At 69.9% G+C, this 19,630-nt stretch carries 19 protein-coding genes; 1 reads left to right on the top strand and 18 read right to left on the bottom strand.

What is annotated here, in order from left to right; translation table 11 throughout:
- Window positions 1-11 precede the first annotated feature (11 nt).
- The 10 genes from DXT68_RS15985 to DXT68_RS16030 form a co-directional block, all read right to left on the bottom strand.
- The gene (locus tag DXT68_RS15985; protein ID WP_244268121.1) at window positions 12-767 is read right to left on the bottom strand and encodes an endonuclease domain-containing protein; all 756 of its coding nucleotides are present in this window, start codon (window positions 765-767) and stop codon (window positions 12-14) included.
- Window positions 768-1,338: 571 nt separating this feature from the next.
- The gene (locus DXT68_RS15990; RefSeq protein WP_082068812.1) at window positions 1,339-1,878 is read right to left on the bottom strand and encodes a helix-turn-helix domain-containing protein; all 540 of its coding nucleotides are present in this window, start codon (window positions 1,876-1,878) and stop codon (window positions 1,339-1,341) included.
- A gap of 581 nt (window positions 1,879-2,459) precedes the next feature.
- Window positions 2,460-2,765 (bottom strand): 30S ribosomal protein S14, encoded by a 306-nt coding sequence (gene rpsN, locus DXT68_RS15995; RefSeq protein ID WP_017829734.1) that lies wholly within the window; start codon window positions 2,763-2,765, stop codon window positions 2,460-2,462.
- Between the two features lie 3 nt (window positions 2,766-2,768).
- Window positions 2,769-2,939 carry a 50S ribosomal protein L33 gene (rpmG, locus tag DXT68_RS16000; protein ID WP_017203558.1) on the bottom strand — a complete coding sequence of 57 codons (171 nt, stop codon included), beginning with the start codon at window positions 2,937-2,939 and terminating at the stop codon, window positions 2,769-2,771.
- Window positions 2,939-3,175 (bottom strand): 50S ribosomal protein L28, encoded by a 237-nt coding sequence (gene rpmB, locus DXT68_RS16005; protein WP_042540533.1) that lies wholly within the window; start codon window positions 3,173-3,175, stop codon window positions 2,939-2,941. The genes rpmG and rpmB overlap by 1 nt, the downstream gene beginning before the upstream one ends.
- A gap of 153 nt (window positions 3,176-3,328) precedes the next feature.
- Window positions 3,329-5,473, bottom strand: coding sequence for an alpha-galactosidase (locus DXT68_RS16010; protein WP_052677604.1), 2,145 nt, complete (start codon window positions 5,471-5,473; stop codon window positions 3,329-3,331).
- Between the two features lie 63 nt (window positions 5,474-5,536).
- Complete coding sequence (locus DXT68_RS16015; RefSeq protein WP_045252958.1) at window positions 5,537-6,865, bottom strand: ABC transporter substrate-binding protein; 1,329 nt, start codon at window positions 6,863-6,865, stop codon at window positions 5,537-5,539.
- A gap of 98 nt (window positions 6,866-6,963) precedes the next feature.
- Complete coding sequence (locus DXT68_RS16020) at window positions 6,964-7,869, bottom strand: carbohydrate ABC transporter permease (RefSeq protein WP_174233219.1); 906 nt, start codon at window positions 7,867-7,869, stop codon at window positions 6,964-6,966.
- Complete coding sequence (locus DXT68_RS16025; RefSeq protein ID WP_045252957.1) at window positions 7,866-8,795, bottom strand: carbohydrate ABC transporter permease; 930 nt, start codon at window positions 8,793-8,795, stop codon at window positions 7,866-7,868. Before DXT68_RS16025 ends, DXT68_RS16020 begins: the two co-directional genes overlap by 4 nt.
- Window positions 8,792-10,801 carry a beta-galactosidase gene (locus DXT68_RS16030; protein ID WP_045252956.1) on the bottom strand — a complete coding sequence of 670 codons (2,010 nt, stop codon included), beginning with the start codon at window positions 10,799-10,801 and terminating at the stop codon, window positions 8,792-8,794. Before DXT68_RS16030 ends, DXT68_RS16025 begins: the two co-directional genes overlap by 4 nt.
- A gap of 140 nt (window positions 10,802-10,941) precedes the next feature.
- Between DXT68_RS16030 and DXT68_RS16035 the strand changes: the two genes are divergently transcribed.
- The gene (locus DXT68_RS16035; protein ID WP_045252955.1) at window positions 10,942-11,952 is read left to right on the top strand and encodes a LacI family DNA-binding transcriptional regulator; all 1,011 of its coding nucleotides are present in this window, start codon (window positions 10,942-10,944) and stop codon (window positions 11,950-11,952) included.
- Here DXT68_RS16035 and DXT68_RS16040 read toward each other — a convergent pair.
- Genes DXT68_RS16040 through DXT68_RS16075 form a run of 8 tightly spaced genes read right to left on the bottom strand, consistent with a single transcriptional unit; the run spans window position 11,892 to window position 19,477 of the window.
- Entirely contained in the window at window positions 11,892-12,620 is a 729-nt protein-coding gene (locus DXT68_RS16040) for a DNA-3-methyladenine glycosylase (RefSeq protein ID WP_045252954.1), read from the bottom strand. The genes DXT68_RS16035 and DXT68_RS16040 overlap by 61 nt on opposite strands.
- Before the next feature lie 4 nt (window positions 12,621-12,624).
- Window positions 12,625-14,469, bottom strand: a complete 1,845-nt coding sequence (locus DXT68_RS16045; protein WP_115760522.1) for a hypothetical protein — start codon at window positions 14,467-14,469, stop codon at window positions 12,625-12,627.
- On the bottom strand, window positions 14,459-15,271 hold the full coding sequence (locus DXT68_RS16050) for a TIGR03943 family putative permease subunit (protein WP_082068747.1): 813 nt from the start codon (window positions 15,269-15,271) through the stop codon (window positions 14,459-14,461). Before DXT68_RS16050 ends, DXT68_RS16045 begins: the two co-directional genes overlap by 11 nt.
- Window positions 15,264-16,298 (bottom strand): permease, encoded by a 1,035-nt coding sequence (locus DXT68_RS16055; RefSeq protein ID WP_045252481.1) that lies wholly within the window; start codon window positions 16,296-16,298, stop codon window positions 15,264-15,266. Before DXT68_RS16055 ends, DXT68_RS16050 begins: the two co-directional genes overlap by 8 nt.
- Window positions 16,295-16,711 (bottom strand): Fur family transcriptional regulator, encoded by a 417-nt coding sequence (locus tag DXT68_RS16060; protein ID WP_045252482.1) that lies wholly within the window; start codon window positions 16,709-16,711, stop codon window positions 16,295-16,297. Before DXT68_RS16060 ends, DXT68_RS16055 begins: the two co-directional genes overlap by 4 nt.
- 44 nt (window positions 16,712-16,755) lie before the next feature.
- Entirely contained in the window at window positions 16,756-17,634 is an 879-nt protein-coding gene (locus DXT68_RS16065) for a metal ABC transporter permease (RefSeq protein WP_174233220.1), read from the bottom strand.
- Complete coding sequence (locus DXT68_RS16070; RefSeq protein WP_045252483.1) at window positions 17,631-18,479, bottom strand: metal ABC transporter ATP-binding protein; 849 nt, start codon at window positions 18,477-18,479, stop codon at window positions 17,631-17,633. The genes DXT68_RS16065 and DXT68_RS16070 overlap by 4 nt, the downstream gene beginning before the upstream one ends.
- Window positions 18,476-19,477: a metal ABC transporter solute-binding protein, Zn/Mn family gene (locus tag DXT68_RS16075; RefSeq protein ID WP_045252484.1), complete on the bottom strand. Its 1,002-nt coding sequence runs from the start codon at window positions 19,475-19,477 to the stop codon at window positions 18,476-18,478. Before DXT68_RS16075 ends, DXT68_RS16070 begins: the two co-directional genes overlap by 4 nt.
- Between the last annotated feature and the right edge of the window lie 153 nt (window positions 19,478-19,630).

Genomic DNA, 19,630 nt, shown 5'->3' on the forward strand with positions numbered 1-19,630 from the left:
GACCGTGCTCCTCACGCCGCGAGATGACGCCGCTGCGCGACAGCGGCGAGAATCAGGCTCTGCACCTCAGGCCATCCGTGCATCAGCTGCTCATAGCCGATGCGGATCACGTGATACCCCCGGAGCATCAGTTCGGCGTCGTGGGCGATATCGCTCGATCGCTGCGGCCCGACGTGGTGTCCGCCGTCGATCTGGATGACGAGTCTCTCGCCGATGAGAAAGTCCACCCGGTGGCCGAGGATCCACACCTGCGGGACGATCGGCACGTTCAGCCATCCGAGCCTCGTCCGGAAGATCGTCTCGGTGCCGGCATCCGCGAACGGCGTCGCCTCGCTCAGCATCCGACGTGCCTGCGGCGTCAACGACGCCTCCGCAAGCACATCCGGGTCCACGACGCGCTGTCGCAACGCCGACTCCCAGGTCGCGAGCGCGTCTTCGTGCGACTGGCATCGCGCCACCAGGATCAGCGCGTTCTCGAGCGAGTCCTCGAGCAGATCCGGATCTCGCGGAAAGGTCGGCCGACTCCAATGGACGACTCCTCGCGCCGAGTTCGCGTGCCCCGACTTCGCAGGAGCGGCGACGTGGACCGCGGGTGCCGACGTCACCCAGAGCCCTTTCCGAGCGCAGACGGTGATGCAGCTGATCACCACGCCTCGCTTGGCTGCGGCGACCAGCATCGGATCCGCACCGCGAACCGCCACCCACCCCCGGCAGACCGAGAACACGCGGCCCTCGCGGACCGCGCGTCGCAGTGCATGCTCGGTCACCCCGTCTCTCCGCAGGGTCCGAACGCGGGCGACCCCTCCTCTTTCGCCGAGTGCCGCTTCCACATCCATCCGTCGATGATGCCGTTCGGGCAGCATCCGCACGGTCGTGCATCTCAGCATCTGTGAATGACATCGCGGTCGCCCGCCTCGTGCAGGAGCTCTCGTGAACATAGCTCCCTCCCCGACCGGCGGGGAACTCCCCGACGGGCGGAGAACTCCCCCACCGGCGGAGAACTCCGGCCAGGGAGTCCGCCCACCGCGGAGAAGTCCGCCCCATGACGCGGGGGACCAGAGGGGGGACCAGACCGGCGGAACTCCCCCACCGGCGGAGAACTCCCCCACGGGCGGAGCAATCGGGCCAGGGAGTCCGCCCACCGGGGAGAAATCCGCCCCATGACGAGGGGGACCAGAGGGGGGACCAGACCGGCGGAACTCCCCCCGGCGGAGAACTCCCCGACCGGCGGAGAACTCCGGCCAGGGAGTCCGCCCACCGGGGAGAAGTCCGCCCCATGACGAGGGGGACCAGCCCGGCGGAGGAGTCCGCCCGGACGCAGGGGCAGGCGCTGCGGCGTCAGGGCTCGGCAGGCGTCGCGGAGAGTGCGCCGTCGTCGTCGCGGGCCGCTGCCGCTGCTGCTCGGCGCGTCGCGCGACGGGTTCGCGTCTCCTTCGAGAGCGGATAGCGGGCATCGAGTCGCGGTTCGAGGACGATGCGGCGCAGCGCAGTGAGGATCGCGTACCCGCCCACCCAATATGAGAGGAAGAGCACGACCCCGTACGAGAACGTGAAGCTGAGCAGGGTGCAGACGATGCCCACGCCGACGTACAGCCACGTCCAGGCGTGCGCGATCCGATCACGCGAGGCCTGCTGCTCGTCCGCCCGCTGCTGCAGCGAGTCGACACGACTGCTGAGCATCTCATCATCGATCTCGGCGAACAGGTCTCGCACGGGCACCTGCAGCGCATCCGCGACCAGTGACAGCGTCTCGAGACTGGCATCCTGCCCGGCCTCCAGCCGCTGCACGGTTCTGAGCCCTACGCCGCTCTCGTTCGCGAGCCGTTCCTGTGTCCATCCCTGCGCCTGGCGCAGAGCGGTGATCCGTGTCGTGTTCATGTTCTCCATGCTCCTCAGCACCTGCGATCGGCCGCCACGCCACCGGGCCGCCACCTGGCCGCCACTCCTCCGCCATCAGCCCGCCATCGCCCCGCCGCCGCCCGCCGCATCCATGGCCATCGCACCCGCCTCATCCAGGTGTGTCAGATCACCTTCGCACGGCGACGGAGCTGCCGCCCGTCCGGCGATGGGGCTGCCTGCCCGTCCGACGGTGGGGCTGTCCGCCCGTCCGACGGTGAAGCTGCCGCGCGTCCGGCGGCGAAATCCCCGATTGGCGGATGACTTCGGGCGCAAGGATCAGCCGACCGGGGAGAAGTCCGCCCATCAGCGGGACAGCCACACGGGCGGGGCAGCCACACGAGCGGAGACGGCGAAAGGGGCGGGACAACCACCACGAGCGGAACAGCCACACGAGCGGAACAGCCACACCGGCAGGACAGCCACACGGACGGAGACGGCGAAAGGGGCGGGACAGCCACACGGACGGGGCAGCCACACCGGCAGAACAGCCACACGGGCGGAGACGGCGAAAGGGGCGAGGATCCGAAGATCCTCGCCCCTTTCGGCTCGTCTGCTGAGACTTACCAGCTCGACTTGGTGACACCCGGCAGCTCGCCACGGTGTGCCATGTCACGGAAGCGGACACGCGAGATGCCGAACTTCGTGAGGACACCGCGGGGGCGGCCGTCGATGACGTCGCGCGAACGCACGCGAGCCGGCGACGCGTTGCGCGGCAGCTTCTGCAGTCCGACGCGTGCGGCCTCGCGGGCCTCGTCGGTGGCGTTCGGGTCGACCAGGGTCTTCTTCAGCTCGGCGCGACGCTCTGCGTAACGCTCGACGATGACCTTGCGCTGCTCGTTGCGAGCGATCTTGCTCTTCTTAGCCATTGATCAACGCTCCTCTCGGAATTCGACGTGCTGACGGATGACCGGGTCGTACTTCTTCAGCACGAGACGGTCGGGGGTGTTGCGGCGGTTCTTCTTCGTCACGTACGTGTAACCCGTACCTGCCGTCGAGCGCAGCTTGATGATCGGACGTACGTCCTGAGCCTTCTTGGCCATTAGAGCTTCACACCCTTCGCCTGGAGGTCCTTGACCACGTTCTCGATGCCGCGGACGTCGATCACCTTGATGCCCTTGGCGGACACGTTGAGGGTGATCTTACGACCGAGCGAAGCGACGAAATAGGTCTTCTTCTGCACGTTCGGGTCGAAGCGACGCTTCGTCCGGCGGTGCGAGTGCGAGACGTTGTGACCGAAGCCGGGAACAGCTCCTGTCACCTGGCACACTGCTGCCATGATGTGACTCCTTCTATACCGTGAGGCCGGACGGCCTCACCCAAGATCCCTTGTCTGCGCGCCACCCCCCATCGCCGCCCTGAGACACGCTCAGGGATCGGAACAGAGGGGGGAGCACACGAACTGCGCACAGGAGTGTGCGCAGACAAGGAGTCAGTCTAGCACGGCGGATGCTCGGACACGGACGGCCTCGAGCAGCAGCGCCGACCCCGGCGCCAGCAGCGGCAGCGGCACGCCCACGGTCTCGAGGAACGCCCCGGTCGCCTCGATCCCGGCATCGATCCAGCCGGGATCCGCGACCTGGTGCCGAGCCACCGCGCCGAGGTCTTCGCGCATCCGAAGCCGGTACCGTTCCCCCGCCTGCAGACCCGGGACGCGGGTGCGCGGCGTGAACCCGTCGACCGACGTGCCCAGCCGCACCCAGGCGAACACCCCGCGTGAGCCGTCGGGGGCGACGACCCCGTGCAACAGGGTCTCGTCGTCGACCTCGTCGCTGCGCACCGTGATGCCCGCATGCAGCAGCGGTCGCAGCTCGCGGTAGAGCGCCGTCCAGCGCGTGAGCGCCGCGCGCTCCTCGGGCGTGCACCCGGTGATGTCCCACTCGATGCCGGCATGGCCGAACAGCGCGGTCGTCATGCGGAACGGCAACGATGCGGCGCGATGCGTGGTCTCGGCGATCGCGGGCCCGACGTGCGAGCCCACCACCTCGGGCGGCACGAGGGTTCCCGTCCAGCGCTGGATGCGCTGACGCTCGACGGGGTCGTTCGAGTCGGAGGCCCACACCCGCTGCGTGCGCTGCAGGACACCGAGATCGACGCGGGCGCCTCCGCTCGCGCACGACTCGATCTCGAGCGCCGGATGCCGCTCGCGCAGCGCGTCGAGCAGGGCATAGAACGCCGTGGTCTGGGCGTGCACCGAGGCGCGTCCGGTGTGCGGCGAGACCGCGGCGTGCAGGTCGCGGTTGTGGTCCCACTTGATGAAGTCGACGCCGACCTCGGCCACCAGCGCGCTCAGGCGCTCGAGCAGGTGGGCCGCGGCGCCCGGGTTCGCGAGGTCGAGCACCTTCTGGTGCCGCCAGGTGGGCGAATCGGGCGACGCCTGCAGGACCCAGTCCGGATGCTGCGCGACGAGCTCCGAGACCGGATTCACCATCTCGGGCTCGAACCAGAGCCCGAACTGCATCCCCAGACCGTGCACGTGATCGGCGAGGGGACGGAGGCCCTCGGGCCACTTGGCGTCGTCGATGTACCAGTCGCCCAGCCCGGAGCGATCGTCCGGGCGGCCGCGGAACCATCCGTCGTCGAGCACGAAGCGCTCGACGCCGACGGATGCGGCGGCCTCGGCCAGCGCCGCGATCTTCGCGGGGTCGTGGTCGAAGTAGACGGCCTCCCAGGTGTTGAGCACGAGGGGTCGCGGCGTCTCGGGGTGTCCGGGCAGCGCCCGAGCGGTCCGATGCAGGCGCACGGACACCGAGTCGAGCCCGGCCTCCCCGTAAGCGAGGTACACCCGCGGCGACACATACGTCTCGCCCGCGCCGAGCCGGATCTCGCCGGGCAGCAGCAGCTCTCCACCGCCGAGCACCGCGCCGTGCACGCCCGCACCCTCGGGGAGCCTCTCGACTCCCACTTCGAGGTCGCCGCTCCACGCGACGTGGGCTGCCCACAGTTCGCCCCGGCGGAAGCCGAACCCGTCGGTGCCGAGCACGGTGAGGTAGGGGGCATCATGTCCGCCGCGTCCGCGACGCACCTGCCGCAGATGCGCGCCGTGACGCAGGGGGCCGCGTTGCGGGCTGCGCTCGCCCGTCCAGCGTCCGGTGTGGTCGAGCACCTCCGTCGCGTGGGCGGGAATCGGCAGCAGCACGCGGGCGGCGAGCAGGTCGAGCGGGGCGGCGTCGGGGTCGGCCGTGCTGGTTACCGTCACCTGCGCGGTCAGCACTCCGGCGGCGTCGAGATCGAGGTCGAGGATCACGGAGGCGGCGGCCCCGGCATCCGCGAAGCGTCCGCGCAGCGAGGTCGCGGTGGATTCCCACTCCCCCGCGCGCAGCAGCGGGGCGCTGTGCAGGCCGTCCCGGTGCCAGGCGAGTGCGGGGGCGCCCGACCAGCCGTCGGCCTCGACGGCCAGCAGCGGGAGCGTGCGCGGCGCGTCGAAGGAGCTGAAGGTCACCGACCCGGTCGAGGTCTGCGCGAGCGCGTCGAGGTCGGCGGGATGCAGTGCCGCGCCCCAGTGCAGCAGGCGTGCGGTGGCGGTGTCGACGACCACGCTCACGCCGGCCGAGGTCAGGTGGACGAGTGCGCTCATTGCCGCTCCAGACGAAGAAAGGGAGGCCCGCCCGTGAGCATACGGGCGGGCCTCCGTGGGGTGTTACTCCGTGACGGGGATCGACGCCGCCTTGAGCGCGTCGACGGTCGCCGTCTGACCCTTCTCGATCGCATCGAGCAGCGTGCCGCTGCCCGAGACCGCGGCCTTGAAGCCGTCGGAGACGTCGGAGTAGGTCTGGGTCATGGTCGGGCCCCAGGCGAAGTCCGGAGAGACCTGGGTCGCGGCGTCGGCGAAGACGTCGTAGATCTTCTGTCCGCCGTAGAAGTCGACGCCGTCGGCGAAGACCGGCAGCGTCAGCCCGTCGGTGGTCGCCGGGTAGAGGTTGGCGGCGTCGGCGAGCGCGGTCAGCGCCTCGTCGGAGGTGTTGAGCCACAGGGCGAACTTCGTCGCCTCGTACACGTGCTCGCTGCCCTTGAGGACGGCAGTCGAGGATCCGCCCCAGTTGCCTGCGGCGGTGCCGCCGGCCTGCCACTGCGGCAGGGGCGCGACAGACCAGTTGCCTGCCGTGTCGGGTGCGCCACTGGAGATGGAGTTGGCGCCCCAGACGGCGGAGTTCCAGGTCCAGACCTGTCCGGAGTTGTAGGCGTTGTTCCACTCGTCGGTCCATGCGGGCACCGTGGCGACGAGGTCGTCGTCGAGCATGCTCTGCCAGAACTCGGCGACCGTCGTGGTGGCGTCATCGGCCAGCGAGACCGTCCACCCCTTGTCGTCGCTCGAGAACCACTGCGCACCGTCCTGCCAGGCGAAGCCGGCGAACTGGTTGATGTCGGACTGCGAGAAGTTCGTGATGTAGCCGCCGAGGTCGCGGATCTTCACGGCGGCGTCGCGGTACTCGTCCCACGTGGTCGGGATCGCGATGCCGTTCTGCTCGAACAGGTCGGCGCGGTAGAACAGCGCCATGGGACCGGTGTCCTGCGGGATGCCGTAGACGCTGTCGGTGCCGAGCGTGACCTGCCCCCACGCCCAGTCGACGAACTGGTCCTCGGCGGCGACGACGTCCTCGCACGCGCTGAGGTCCTCGACGCCGTCCTGCACGAGGAAGTTCGGCAGGGCGTCGTACTCGATCTGGCCGAGGTCGGGGGCGTCGCCCGCCTTGATCTGGTTGAAGAAGTTCTGATAGGTGCCGCCGTTGCCGTTCGGGCCGGTCTGCACGTCGACCTGGATCTCGGGGTTGGCGTCGTTCCAGATCTTCACGACGTCTTCGATGCCGGGGATCCAGGAGGTGAACTCGAGCGTGACGTCGCCGTCCGCCGGGGTGCAGGCGACGGCCGCGTCGCCTCCGGTGCTGTCTCCGCCGCCGGCGGAGCAGCCTGCGAGCGCGAACGCCGAGATGGCGATGACGGCCGCTGCCTTCTTCTTCGAATGCTGCATTTCGATCCCTTTCGTGGATGCGATGTGTGATGGTGCGTGTGTTGCGAGGGTGGTGCGGGTGGTGCAGGTCGCCCGGGGGTGGCCGGGCGACCGCCTGCTCACTTCAGGGCGCCGGCGCCCAGTCCGTTGCGCCAGAAGCGCTGAAGCAGGAGGAAGGTCACGATCAGCGGGATGACCGACAGCAGAGCGCCGATCAGGACGAGACCGCGCAGTTCTGGCAGCTGGTTCAGCTGGTTGTTCCAGTTGTAGAGACCGAAGACGACCGGGAAGAGGTCCTCGGACCGGAGCATGATCATCGGCAGGAAGAAGTTGTTCCAGATGGCCACGAACTGGAAGAGGAACATCGTCACCAGCGCGGGGGTCATCAGACGGACGCTGACGGTGAAGAACGTGCGGATCTCGCCCGCGCCGTCGAGCCGGCTCGCCTCGAGCAGCTCGTCGGGCACCGAGGAGGCCGCGAAGATCCGCGCCAGGTACACACCGAACGGGCTGACGATCGAGGGCAGGAAGACCGACCAGAAGGTGTTGGTGAGCTGTGCCTGGCTGAAGAGGAGGAACAGCGGCAGCGCGAGCGCGGTCGCCGGCACGAGCACGCCGCCGAGGACGATGTCGAACAGCAGGTCGCGACCGGGGAAGCGGTACTTCGCCAGGGCGTAGCCGGCCATCGCCGCGAGCAGGGTGGCGATCGCGCCGCCGAGGGCCGCGTAGAGCACCGAGTTCATCAGCCAGCGCAGGTAGACGCCGTCACGATAGGCGAAGAGCTCCGCGATGTTGTCGAACAGGTGGAAGTCGGCGAACCACAGCGGTGCAGTGGTGAGGATGTCGCCGGTCTCCTTGCTCGATGCGACGAGCAGCCACCAGAGCGGCAGCAGGAAGTAGACCGTGAAGACGGCCATGATCAGCATGGCGCCCGTGCGCGAGATGCCCGATTCCCGAGCGGACCGCGGTCGCGAGCCGCTGCGGCGCGACGAGCGGGAGGGGGCGACGATCGACATGGTGCTCATGCGTTCTGCTCCTTGCGCTGCATGTACTTCATGAATCCGAACGACAGCAGGAACGTCGTCACGGCGAGCACGACCGAGAACGCGGCCGCCAGGTTGGTGTTGGGGATGGATGCCGTGGCGTAGACGGTCATGTTCGGTGTGAACGTGCTCGTCACGGCCGAGCTGAACGACCGGAAGACCTGCGGCTCGGCGAGCAGCTGCAGCGTGCCGATGATCGAGAAGATCGCGGTCATCACGATCGCGGGGCGCACCAGCGGGATCTTGATCGACCAGGCGATGCGCCACTGACTGGCTCCGTCCAGGCGCGCCGCCTCGTACAGCTCCTGCGGGATCGACAACAGGGCCGAGTAGATGATCAGCATGTTGTAGCCGACGTAGACCCAGGTGACCACGTTCGCGATCGACCACAGCACGAGGTCGGCGCCGAGGAAGTCGATGTTCTTGGTGATGGCGGTGAACGGCGACAGGTTGGGCGAGAACAGCGAGCCCCACATGATCGCGGCGATCACGCCGGGCACCGCGTACGGCACGAAGAACGCGAGACGGAAGAAGCGCTTGCCGCGCACGAGCGGCGAATCCAGCAGCAGGGCGAACAGCAGCGCGAGGCCGAGCATGACCGGCACCTGCACGACGCCGAACATCAGCATCCGGCCCATCGAACTCCAGAACGCCTCGTTCTGGAAGACCAGCGCGTACTGGGCGAATCCGCCGAACACCTGCTCGGCCTTGCCGAACGTCCCTTCGCGCTTCACGACGAGCAGCGACTGCCAGAAGGCGTACGCGATGGGCACGACGTAGAAGAGGACGAACAGGACGCCGAAGGGCACGATCAGGAACGCGATGGCGCCCTTGTGCGGGATCCGTCGGCGGCGGCTCGACGCCTGAGGCGTCGAGGCGACCGCCGGGGCGGTGAGCGTGGTGGTCATACATCCTCCTTGATGATGCGGACGGCCCCGGCGGGCACGAAGCCCGTCGCAGGGGCGTCGGTGACGAGGTCGTGGCCGGTGGCCGAGATCTCGGCTCCGGACTCGCCGTGGTTGATGACGAACAGGAAGCTCCCCGCATCACCCGAGCGGCGGACGATCTCGACGTCGCGGTTCCCGCCGGGATGCGCGACGACACCCGCGGTGGCGGCGAGGCGGGCGACGAGGTCGCGGTAGGCGATGCGGTCGGGCTGCGTGGCGACGAACCACGCCTCGCCCGCGCCCGCGGTGCGGCGGGTCAGGGCAGGGCCGCCGGCCGAGGGCCCGTCGGCGAACGACGCCACGACCTCGGCATCCGTCGCCCGCAGTCTCTCGGTCCAGATCGAGCCGCTCGTGCCGTCGGTGAGGAACACGGTCTCGTCGGGGCGCAACGGGGCGAACTCCTCGGAGCGGATGCCGAGCAGGTCGCGGAATGCGCCGGGGTAGCCGCCGGTGCGCACGCGGTCCTCCTCGTCGACGATGCCGCTGAAGAATGTGATCAGCGCCGTGGCGCCGTTCTCGACCGCGCGGGCGATGGCGGCCGCGTCCGCGTCGCTGAGCAGATGCAGGGCGGGGACGATCAGCAGACGGTAGCCGTCGAGGTCGCCGCCGGGGCGCACGACATCGGTGGTGACACCGGCATCCGCCAGCGCCGCGTGCGCGGCGTGCACCTGACCGAGGTAGGTGAGCGCCTCGCTCGGTCGCCCCTCGTTCTCGGTGGCCCACCAGCTCTCCCAGGAGAAGAACAGCGCGGCGTCGGCGATGACCCGAGTGCCCGCGACTTCGCCGAGACGCTCGAGCAGACCGCCGAGCGCGACGACCTCGCGCCACTGGTCGGAGTCCTCGCCCGCGTGCGGCACGAGCGCGGTGTGGTACTTCTCGGCGCCCTGGGTCGAGGCGCGCCACTGGAAGAAGCAGATGCCGTCGGCACCGCGGGCGACGTGCGCGGCGATGTTGCGCTGCAGCTCGCCCGGGGCCTTGGCGAGGTTGTAGGGCTGCCAGTTCACGGCGCCGGTGGAGGTCTCCATCAGCAGCCACGGCGCGCCCTGCGCGAGTCCGCGGGTGAGGTCGGCGGCGAACGAGAGCTCGCCTCGGGGGTCGTCGAGGCGACGGTCGAGGTAGTGGTCGTTGGCGATCAGATCCATCTCGCCCGCCCACGTCCAGTAGTCGAGGTTCCGGATGTGGGCGGTGACCATGAAGTTCGTGGTGACCGGCACGTCGCTGCGCTTGCGCAGGATGGCGGCCTCGGCGCGGTAGAGCGCGAGCTGCTCGTCGGAGCTGAAGCGCTGGAAGTCGAGGATCTGGCCGGGGTTGCGCAGTGACAGCGCCTGAGCGGGCACGCGCACGTCGTCGAAATCGCTGTACCGCTGGCTCCAGAACGTGGTCCCCCATGCCCGGTTGAGCGCGTCGATGTCGTCGTAGCGGTCGCGCAGCCAACCGCGGAACGCCTCGGCACTCGTGCCGCAGTAGCAGAGCGCGTTGTGGCAGCCCAGCTCGTTCGACACATGCCAGAGCGACACAGCGGGGTGGTCGCCGTAGCGCTCGACCACGCGGGTGACGACCTCGGCGGCATACGCGCGGAAGACCGGCGAGCTCGGGCAGTACCCCTGGCGTCCGCCCTGCTGGAAGACCGTGCCGTCTTCGCCGACCGGCAGGATCTCGGGATGCCGGGCGGTGACCCACGGTGCGGGCGATGCCGTGCCGGTGCCGAGGTTGATGCGGATGCCGCCGTCGTGCAGGAGGCCGATGATCTCGTCGAGCGCATCGAAGTCCCACACGCCCTCGGCCGGGTTGATCGACGACCAGCCGAAGATGTTGATCGCCACGAGTCCGACGCCGGCCTGCTGCATGAGACGCACGTCGTCGGGCCAGACGCTGCGGTCCCACTGCTCGGGGTTGTAGTCGCATCCGAAGACGAGGCCGCGCCCTGCGGAGAGGGTGGCGATGCGGTCGGACACAGCGGCGGCCATCGGTGACGCTCCTTTGCGGTTCATGTGTGCACGTGCACAGTAGAGGCCGCAGAAGAAGCGGGTCAGATTTCTGTGAACGTGCACACATCGTCGCATGGCGAGACGAATCGCGTCAAGTCGGGGTCGCTAGGCTGTCGATCATGAGTACTTCCGCGCGCCGCCGCAGCACCGTGCACGACGTGGCGCGCGTGGCCGGGGTGTCGCGGGGAACCGTGAGCCGAGTGATCAACGGCGGCTACGTCTCGGACTCCGCCCGCAGCGCGATCGAAGAGGCGATCCGCGAGGTCGGCTACGTGCCGAACACGGCCGCCCAGAGCCTCGTCCGCCAGCGCACGCAGGCCATCGCCTTCATCGTGCACGAGCCGCACGCGCTGTTCCTCGAAGACCCGAACATCGGCGCGATCATGCTCGGGACGAACGAGACGCTGTCCGAGGCCGACTACCAGATGGTGTGCCTGGTCGTGGACTCGGTGCGCGACACCGAGCGCGTCGCGCGGTACCTCAACGGCGGGTTCGTCGACGGGGCCGTCATCGTCTCGGCCCGCGCGCAGGACCCGATCACCAAGGCCGTCATGCGCCTCGACCTTCCGGTGACCTACGTCGGACACCCGCCCGATGTGGATGCCGCCTGGGTCGGCGTCGACAACCGCGGCGCCGCCCGTGCCGTCACCTCACGACTGCTCGGAACCGGACGCACGCGGGTCGCGATGATCGCCGCCGCCCTCGACCGCGACTCGGGCACCGATCGTCTCGCCGGCTTCACCGACGCGCTGGGCGCGCGCTTCGATCCGTTCCTCGTCGAGGAGGTGCCGCTGTACTCCTACGCCGACGGCGCGGCCGCGATGGCCAGGCTGCTCGAGCGCGCGCCCGACATCGACGGCGTGTTCGCGGCCTCGGATGCGGTCGCCGCCGGCGCCATGGGAGCCCTGCGCGACGCCGGGCGACGGGTGCCGGAGGACGTGGGCGTGATCGGCTTCGACAACAGCTCGTGGGCGACGCGCACCACCCCGCAGCTCTCGACCGTAGACCAGCCGGCCGAGGGGCTCGGCGCGGCTGCGGCGGCATCCGTCCTCGCGCAGCTGCGCGACGATCAGCGACCGCGCGAGGGCATCCTGCTGCCGACGCCCGTGGTGTGGAGGGACTCGGCCTGAGCGCCCCTCCCCCAGCGGAACGGCGAGACCGTCGGATCTCCGGCGATCCAGAAGCGCCAGGGAAAGGCATCGGTCCCCGCGATGCCCGCCACTCCGACCCGCGGCCCGGTCGCCACGTCGGCGACCGGCTCATCGCGCAGCCACAGCTCGGCACGCGCACCCTCGAACTCCGCGCCGGTGACCGCGTCGATGCCGTCGTGGAGCGGATGCCGCAGCCCCACCGCCTGGCCGAATCGACCGGGTCCGCGCGCGAGGTCGCGCAGCGCCGTGCGGGTCAGGGGCGTCGTTGCGCGGCGGCGCACCGCGACGGCATCCGCCCCGTCGACGACCTCGCCCGCGCGCATCAGGATTCCGCCCGCCTGCCCCTCGGGTCCGCACACGACGTTGACGCACGAGTGGATGCCGTGGCTGAGGTAGACGTACAGATGCCCCGGCTCGCCCCACATCGTGGCGTTGCGTGCGGTGCGGCCCATGCGCGCATGCGAGCCGGGATCGGCCTGCGGGCCGGTGCCCTGCCCGTGGTACGCCTCGACCTCGGTCAGTCGCACTCGCACCTCGGCATCCGCCACCACCGTGCGCAGCTCGCCACCGAGCAGCCGCGGCGCGACCTCGGCCGCCAGTCCGCTCAGCTCGGCGCGGGTGGCTCGATGCAGGGCGTCGGAGGACATGACGTCAGAACTGCGGAGCGGTCTGGCACCACGACGCGTCGAAGCCGGTGAGGGCGACGACCTCGTCTCCGGTGCGCAGATCGAGCAGGTGCGTCTCGAGCTTCTGCGGCAGGGGCAGCAGCATCTGGTCGTAGGGGTTGTCGGTCAGGTCCGGCGCGACCACCACCGCGGCGTACTGACCGCTGGGCGAGGCGCAGGCCTGCAGGATCGAGTCTGACGAGTCGACCTCGACGAGCTTGGTGGCCTTTCCGTCGTCGTCGACGCGCACGACCGCCTGACCGCTGGGGATGCCGTTCTCATCGCGCGCGACCACATGGCGCAGCGTGCCGCCGGGGAACGGCGTGATCGTGGTCGCCGTGCCGTAGTCCGGGTCGGACGGCTCGAGCGGCACCTCGGTGCCGTCGGCGAGGTTCAGCTCGACCACCGTTCCGTCGAGCCGTTCGACGATGGCCGTGTAGGTGCCCCGGGAGATGCCCTGGATCGTCGTCGCGAGTCCGAGGGACTGCACACCCGCGTCGGTCGAGCGGTCGACCAGCGACAGCGCCCCGTCGAAGTCGATGAACAGCACCGCCGCGCTGTCCGGCACGAACTGCCAGACGAAGATGTTCGCCTCCTTGTCGCCGACCTCGGTCACCACGGGCTCGTCGTCGCCGCTGAGCGACTGGGTGACGAGCACGCTCGCCCGGCCCTCGGTGTCGCTGACCTCCTTGTCGGAGTAGCTGTACCCCACGTAGCCGCCGCGGTCCGAGACCTGGATCGCACGGACGTATCCGACGCCGGGCAGTTCGAGCTCGCGCGAGTTCTTGCCGTCACGGTCCATGACGAGGAGCTTGGATCCCTCGTCCTCCTCGATCGACACGACGAGCTGCGACGAGGTCGCGCGGAAGTCGTTGATCTTGTCGGCGGTGAACACCTTCACGCCCTCGCCGGCGAGGTCGGTGCGGAAGATCGAGTCCTTCCCCTCGGGGTCACGTTGCAGCAGGAACAGAGTGGATGCCGGCGTCGAGAAGCTCGTGGTCAGCGTCGACGAGGGTCCACCGCCCGCGCCCACGGCATCGGCGACGCTCACGGTGTAGTCGGTGTCGTCGTCGAGCGGCACCGTGAAGCGGATGCCGATGCCCCGGCCCGCCGCATCGAGGGTGAACGGCACCGCAGGCTCGACGGTCACCTGCGACTCGTCGATGGTCGCGAGAGACTGGTTGGCCGTGAGGATGACGCGACTGCCCGACGACTCGATCGCCTCTTTCGGGTTCACCTGCACCTCGGTGATGCGCGGCCCCTGCGTCAGACTGACGAACCCGAGCGTGCCGCCGACGAGGACGAGGATGCCCAGCACGGCGCCGAGGGCGAACAGGAATCGGCGGTCGCGCGGGGCAGCGGGCGTCGTCGGCGCCGCTTCTCCGCCCGTTGAGCGAGCCGCAGCCACCGCATCCCCGCCCGTAGAGCGAGCCGCAGGCACCGCCTCCCCGCCCACCGAACCGGCCGCAGGCACCGCATCCCCGCCCGTTGAGCGAGCCGCAGGCACCGCCTCCCCGCCCGTCGAGCGAGCCGCAGGCGAGACGAAACGCGCCTCCTCAGCCGCAGGCACCGCTTCCCCACCCACCGAACCGGCCGCAGGCACCGCCTCCCCGCCCGTTGAGCGAGCCGCAGGCGAGACGAAACGCGCCCCCTCTGCACCGGATGCGTCATCTCGCTCGGCTCCGCCGCCGGCATCCGCAGAACGGGCGGCCTCAGCCTCAGCAGCAGCAGCAGCAGCCTCGCGGGCGGCTCGCATCTCGGCCCTCGTGCGCGGCACGTCGGGAACGTCAGGAACGTCGGGCACGTCGGGTCGCTGATCGTCAGTACTCATACGGGTCCCGAGGCTCGTCGATCGCGGTCACCGTGGTCGGTTCGACGTGCAGCGATCCATCGACGTCGGCCTTCACTGTGCCATCGACCTGCACCCACTGACCGGTCGAGTACTCGCCCGCATCGATCGTCACCGGCAGCGTCGCGGGCTGCGCGTCGATCACGCAGTGCGTGATGACCAGGCGGGTGAGGTTCACGCCGTCGGCATCCGTCGGTGTGACGAACCCCGTGAGCGTGACGGTCTTGCCGTCGTATGCCGCTGTGTTGGTGGCCGTCGCGAACACGCTCGCCCAGTCGCCCACCCCGAAGGTGGAGGTGTCGGCCACGCCGAGGGTCACGTCGTCGGCGCCCGCGAACAGCGCCGTCTGCTCTCCCACGCGCGACATCGCGAGCTCGACCGACAGCGACGCGGGAGGCAGCACGAGCGCGGCGATCACGACGCCGGATGCGACGACGCCGCCGGTGACCGTGCCGGCCAGGGCGAGGGTGCGCCGGGGCGACGGCGCGGCATCCGGGTGCTCCGACGAATCCGCCACCGCGTGCCCGTGGTCGTGCCCGTGATCGCCCTCTTCGCCGAGCGGCAGCGCGAACGACCAGATCGCGCCTGCGATGGTCACGACGGCGGCCGCGCACGCGAACCAGATCGACTCGGGGCTGATGTAGAGATTCAGTCGACCGGTCAGGCCGAGCCCGAGCGTCACGACGGCGACGAGCGTGGCCAGGCCGATGCCCAGCCAGCGGCTGCCGAGCGCCCGGCGTCGGTCGGCACGGTCGTGCGTGCGGTCATGCGTTCGGTCAGACAAGGACGTTCACCCCGATCCCGATCGCGAAGGCGGCGAACACCACGACGCCGACGATGCCGACGAGCGTGCGGGTGGTGAAGGTGGTGCGCATCAGCGCGAGCATCTTCACGTCGACGAGGGGGCCGACGAGCAGGAAAGCCACGAGGGCACCCGACGAGAAGGTCGAGGCGAAGGAGAGCGCGAAGAACGCGTCGACGTTCGAGCAGATCGCGACCGTCATCGCGAGGGCCATCATCGCGAGGATCGACAGCACCGGGTTCGAGCCGATGGCCAGCAGCACGTCACGCGGGATCAGCACCTGCACGGCGCCGGCGAGCGCCGAGCCGATGATGAGCGCGGGCATCACGGCGCGCAACTCGACGAGGAACTGCGTGAGGCTGCGGCGAACGGGCGTGCCGTGCTCGTGGGTGACGCGCTCGCAGGTGTCGACGAATCGCTGCGTGAGCATGGCGTTCGGGTCGGGGTGGCGGCTGTAGATCCAGCCGATGAGGTTGGCGATCAGGTATCCGCCGATCAGACGGGCGACGAGGATGCCGTCGTCGAAGCCGAACGCCGCGTGCGTGGTGAGGATGACGATCGGGTTCACGATCGGCGCGGCGATGAGGAAGGTCATGGCTTCGGCCGGCGCGAGTCCGCGCATCATGAGCCCGCGCGCGAACGGCACGTTGCCGCATTCGCACACCGGGATGAGCATGCCGAGCAGCGACAGCACCGCACGACGGGCCCAGGCGCGCTTCGGCAGCCAGCGGTGGATGACGTCGGCGGGCAGCCACACCTGCACCACGATCGAGAGCAGCACGCCGAGGACCACGAACGGCAGCGCCTCGATCAGCACGCTCATCGCGAGCGTCAGGCCGTCCTGGGCCCTGGCGGGAAGGCTGGCGGTGAACAGCTCGGGCAGGAACCGGTCCACGAGGAACAGGGCGGCCACGAGGGCCGCGCCGAGTGCGACGCCGACCCACGGCGAGCGCGGCGGCCGGGAGAGCCGTTGCGGGTGCGGGGTGTGGGTGGCGGTCGGGGCGCTCACGCGGTCGCTGCCTCTTCGGCGTCGCGCTTGTTGGTGCAGGAGGCGCAGAGCCCGAAGATGTCGACGACGTGCGCGGCATCCGTGAACCCGTGCAGTGCCGCGGTGCGATGCGCCCACTGCTCGACGTCGGTGGCCTCGATCTCGACGGTGAGCCCGCAGTTGCGGCAGATCAGGTGGTGGTGATGGCCCTGCGTGGTGCAGGCGCGATACAGCGCCTCGCCCTCGGGGCTCTGCAGCGAGTCGGCGTCGCCGGACGCCGCGAGTCCGGCGAGCGCGCGGTAGACCGTCGCGAGGCCGATGCCGGTGTTGTCGTCGCGCAGACCGGCGTGCAGGTTCTGCGCGCTGACGAAGCCGCGCGCGTCGGCGAGGGCTTCGCGCACGCGCTCGCGCTGCCAGGTGTTCCGCTGAGCCATACCCACGATTCTAGGCGCGCCGCCCTTGCCGGGCCCTGGGAGTGTCAGGCGCGCACGCGGCGCACACCGCCGCGTGCGCGCTGGATGATCCAGCACACGACGTAGATCGTGAACGACAGGGTGGTGATGTACGGGCTCACCGGCAGCGTGCCCGCGAGAGCGAGCAGGATGCCGCCGACCGCCGACACGAACCCGAAGAGAGCCGCGAGCAGGGGCACGGCCACCGGTCCTGCGGTGAGGCGCATCGCGGCGGCGGCCGGAGTGACCAGCAGCGCCATCACGAGGAGCGCCCCGATGATGTGCACGCTCACGGCCACGATGAGCCCGAGCAGCACCATGAACAGCAGGCTGACGGCACGCGTCGGCACTCCGCGCGCGGCGGCGGATTCGGGATCGAGCGAGTCGAAGCGCAGCGGGTTCCACATGAGCAGCAGCCCCACCAGCACCACGATGCTGATGCCGAGCAGCCAGCCGAGATCGGGACTCGACACCGAGACGATCTGCCCGGTGAGCAGGCTGAAGCGGTTGGCGCTGCGCCCGTCGTACAGCGAGAGGAAGAGGATGCCGAGGCCGAGGCCGAACGGCATCAGCACCCCGACGATCGAGTTGCGGTCCCTGGCCTTCGCACCGAGCACGCCGATCAGGATGGCCGCGACGAGCGCTCCGCCGAGGGATCCCGCGACCACGCTGCCGCCGAAGAGCAGCGCTGCGGCGGCTCCGGCGAACGACAGTTCGCTGACCCCGTGCACCGCGAACGCGAGGTCGCGCTGCATCACGAACACGCCGATGAGTCCGCCGACGATGCCGAGCACGGCGCCCGCGATGATCGAGTTCGCGAGCAGGGCGACGAGCTCGCCGTAGTCCTGGAAGGAGAAGACGTCGCTCCAGTCGACCGCCGCGACGATGCCGCTCGCGACGGTCATGCGGCACCTCCGTGGTCGTGCGCGTGGTCGTGGTGGGGCTCGGCGTCGGGCACGCCGACGACGACGAGACGGTCGCCTGCCCGCAGCACGAAGACCGGGGTGCCGTAGAGGGCGGTGAGCACGCGCGTCTGCAGCACCTCTTCGGGGGTGCCGAGCACGAACCGCCCGCCGGCGATGTACAGGATCCGGTCGACCCTGCCGAGGATCGGGTTGATGTCGTGCGTGACGAACAGCACGGCCGCGCCGCGCTCGCGGCGCTGCCGATCGATGATGTCGGTGACGGCCACCTGGTTCGCGAGGTCGAGGTTCGACAGCGGCTCGTCGCACAGCAGCAGCGTGGGCTCGTCGGCGAGCGCCTGTCCCACGCGCAGCCGCTGCTGCTCGCCGCCCGAGAGGAGTCCGACCCGGCGGTCGGCATAGTGCGAGGCGCCGACGGCTTCGAGAAGCCGATCGACCTTCTCCCGGTCGCCCCGGTGCGGCACGGGCACGCCGAACCGGCTGCCCTGCACCCCGAGCGCCACGAGGTCGCGGGCCCGCATGCTCGTGTCGGGGGCGAGCGAGCGCTGCTGCGGGATGTACCCGATGCGCGGGTTTCCCTTGCGCACCGGCCCGCCGGCCACCGTGATCTCGCCGGCCGAGAGGGGCTGCAACCCGAGGATCGCCCGCAGCAGCGTGGTCTTGCCCGAGCCCGACGGGCCGAGCACGGCGATGAACTCGCCCGGCTGCACCGTCAGATCGAGACCCGACCACAGCTCACGGTCACCGCGCTGCAGAGCGGCTCCGCGCACATGCAGAACGGGGTCCTGCGTCTCGGCTCCTGCCCGCGCGTCGGCGGCGGCGCTCACGACTGGAGCGCGTCGGCGAGGCTCTGGATCGCGTCACTCATCCACTCAGAGTACGACGATCCGTCGGGGAGCAGCTCCGTGAAGGCGACGACAGGGATGCCGGCGGCGGTCGCGGCGTCTTCGACGCGCTGCGTCTCGGCTCCGCCGGTCTGCGCGTTGGTGAGCAGCGCACGCACGTCTCCGCCGTCGATCACGTTGAGCGTCTCGAGCAGAGTCGCGGGGGCGACGTCGCTGCCCTCCTCGACCGATTCCGCGAAGCCGTCGGGGGTGACGTCGGTGAGTCCCGCGGCCGCGGCGAGGTATCCGGGAACGGGCTCGGTGATGATCACGTTCGCGCCGCCGGCCTCGGTCTTCAGCGTCTCGAGCCGGGTCTCGAAGCCCTCGAGGTCGTCGACGATCTTCTTCGCGTTCGCGGTGAAGTCCTTCTCGCCGTCGGGGTCGATCTCGCTCAGCTCGTCGGCGATCGCCTCGACGACGTGGATCATCGTGTGCGGGTCGAACCAGACGTGCTCGTTGAAGCCCTCGATGTGGTCGTGGCCGTCGTGACCCTCCTCGCCTTCGGCGTGATCGTGGTCATGCGGCTCCTCGCCCTTCTCGCTCTCCTCGTCGGCGTGGTCGTGACCCTCATTGCCGGGGTAGTCGTGCGAGAACTCGACCGCGGTGACCAGGTGCGGGTCGCCGGCATCCTGCAGCAGCGTGTCGATGAAGGCGTCGTAGCCGCCTCCGTTCTCGATCACGAGGTCGGCCTTCTGCACCGTGAGACGGTCGCGCGCCGAGGCCTCGTACGAATGCGGGTCCTGCGTGACGGACTCGATGATCGAGGTGACGTCGACGCGGTCTCCGCCGATCTGCGCGGCGAGGGAGCCGTAGACGTTGGTGCTCGCCGCCACCGTGATGGTGCCGTCGTCCGCACCGGCCCCGGCGGGGGCGCTCGAGCATCCGGCCAGCGTGAGGGCGGCGGCGGATGCGAGGACGAGGGCGACGAGCGGCTTCTTCATGTCGCCCACTCTAGACGCTAATGAGAACCATTATCAAATTGGCGACGGGCGCACTTCGTCTCGCTGCGCTCGCTCAGCGGGCGAGTCCACGGCCGCCCCGCCCATCCGACAAGTCCACGGCCACCCCGCCCGCCCGACGAGCGCACTTCGTCT

It is taken from the genome of Microbacterium foliorum (assembly GCF_003367705.1).
GTDB classification, from domain to species: Bacteria; Actinomycetota; Actinomycetes; order Actinomycetales; family Microbacteriaceae; genus Microbacterium; species Microbacterium foliorum.

Excerpts from the sequence above, each read along its gene's own strand:
- DXT68_RS16045 (WP_115760522.1), bottom strand. The coding sequence starts at position 14,469 with ATGAGTACTGACGATCAGCGACCCGACGTGCCCGACGTTCCTGACGTT.
- DXT68_RS16060 (WP_045252482.1), bottom strand. The coding sequence starts at position 16,711 with ATGGCTCAGCGGAACACCTGGCAGCGCGAGCGCGTGCGCGAAGCCCTC.
- DXT68_RS16015 (WP_045252958.1), bottom strand. The coding sequence starts at position 6,865 with ATGCAGCATTCGAAGAAGAAGGCAGCGGCCGTCATCGCCATCTCGGCG.
- DXT68_RS16025 (WP_045252957.1), bottom strand. The coding sequence starts at position 8,795 with ATGACCACCACGCTCACCGCCCCGGCGGTCGCCTCGACGCCTCAGGCG.
- DXT68_RS16010 (WP_052677604.1), bottom strand. The coding sequence starts at position 5,473 with ATGAGCGCACTCGTCCACCTGACCTCGGCCGGCGTGAGCGTGGTCGTC.
- DXT68_RS16040 (WP_045252954.1), bottom strand. The coding sequence starts at position 12,620 with ATGTCCTCCGACGCCCTGCATCGAGCCACCCGCGCCGAGCTGAGCGGA.
- rpsN (WP_017829734.1), bottom strand. The coding sequence starts at position 2,765 with ATGGCTAAGAAGAGCAAGATCGCTCGCAACGAGCAGCGCAAGGTCATC.
- rpmB (WP_042540533.1), bottom strand. The coding sequence starts at position 3,175 with ATGGCAGCAGTGTGCCAGGTGACAGGAGCTGTTCCCGGCTTCGGTCAC.
- DXT68_RS16020 (WP_174233219.1), bottom strand. The coding sequence starts at position 7,869 with ATGAGCACCATGTCGATCGTCGCCCCCTCCCGCTCGTCGCGCCGCAGC.
- DXT68_RS16030 (WP_045252956.1), bottom strand. The coding sequence starts at position 10,801 with ATGGCCGCCGCTGTGTCCGACCGCATCGCCACCCTCTCCGCAGGGCGC.
- DXT68_RS16065 (WP_174233220.1), bottom strand. The coding sequence starts at position 17,634 with ATGACCGTCGCGAGCGGCATCGTCGCGGCGGTCGACTGGAGCGACGTC.
- DXT68_RS16035 (WP_045252955.1), top strand. The coding sequence starts at position 10,942 with ATGAGTACTTCCGCGCGCCGCCGCAGCACCGTGCACGACGTGGCGCGC.
- rpmG (WP_017203558.1), bottom strand. The coding sequence starts at position 2,939 with ATGGCCAAGAAGGCTCAGGACGTACGTCCGATCATCAAGCTGCGCTCG.
- DXT68_RS15990 (WP_082068812.1), bottom strand. The coding sequence starts at position 1,878 with ATGAACACGACACGGATCACCGCTCTGCGCCAGGCGCAGGGATGGACA.
- DXT68_RS16075 (WP_045252484.1), bottom strand. The coding sequence starts at position 19,477 with ATGAAGAAGCCGCTCGTCGCCCTCGTCCTCGCATCCGCCGCCGCCCTC.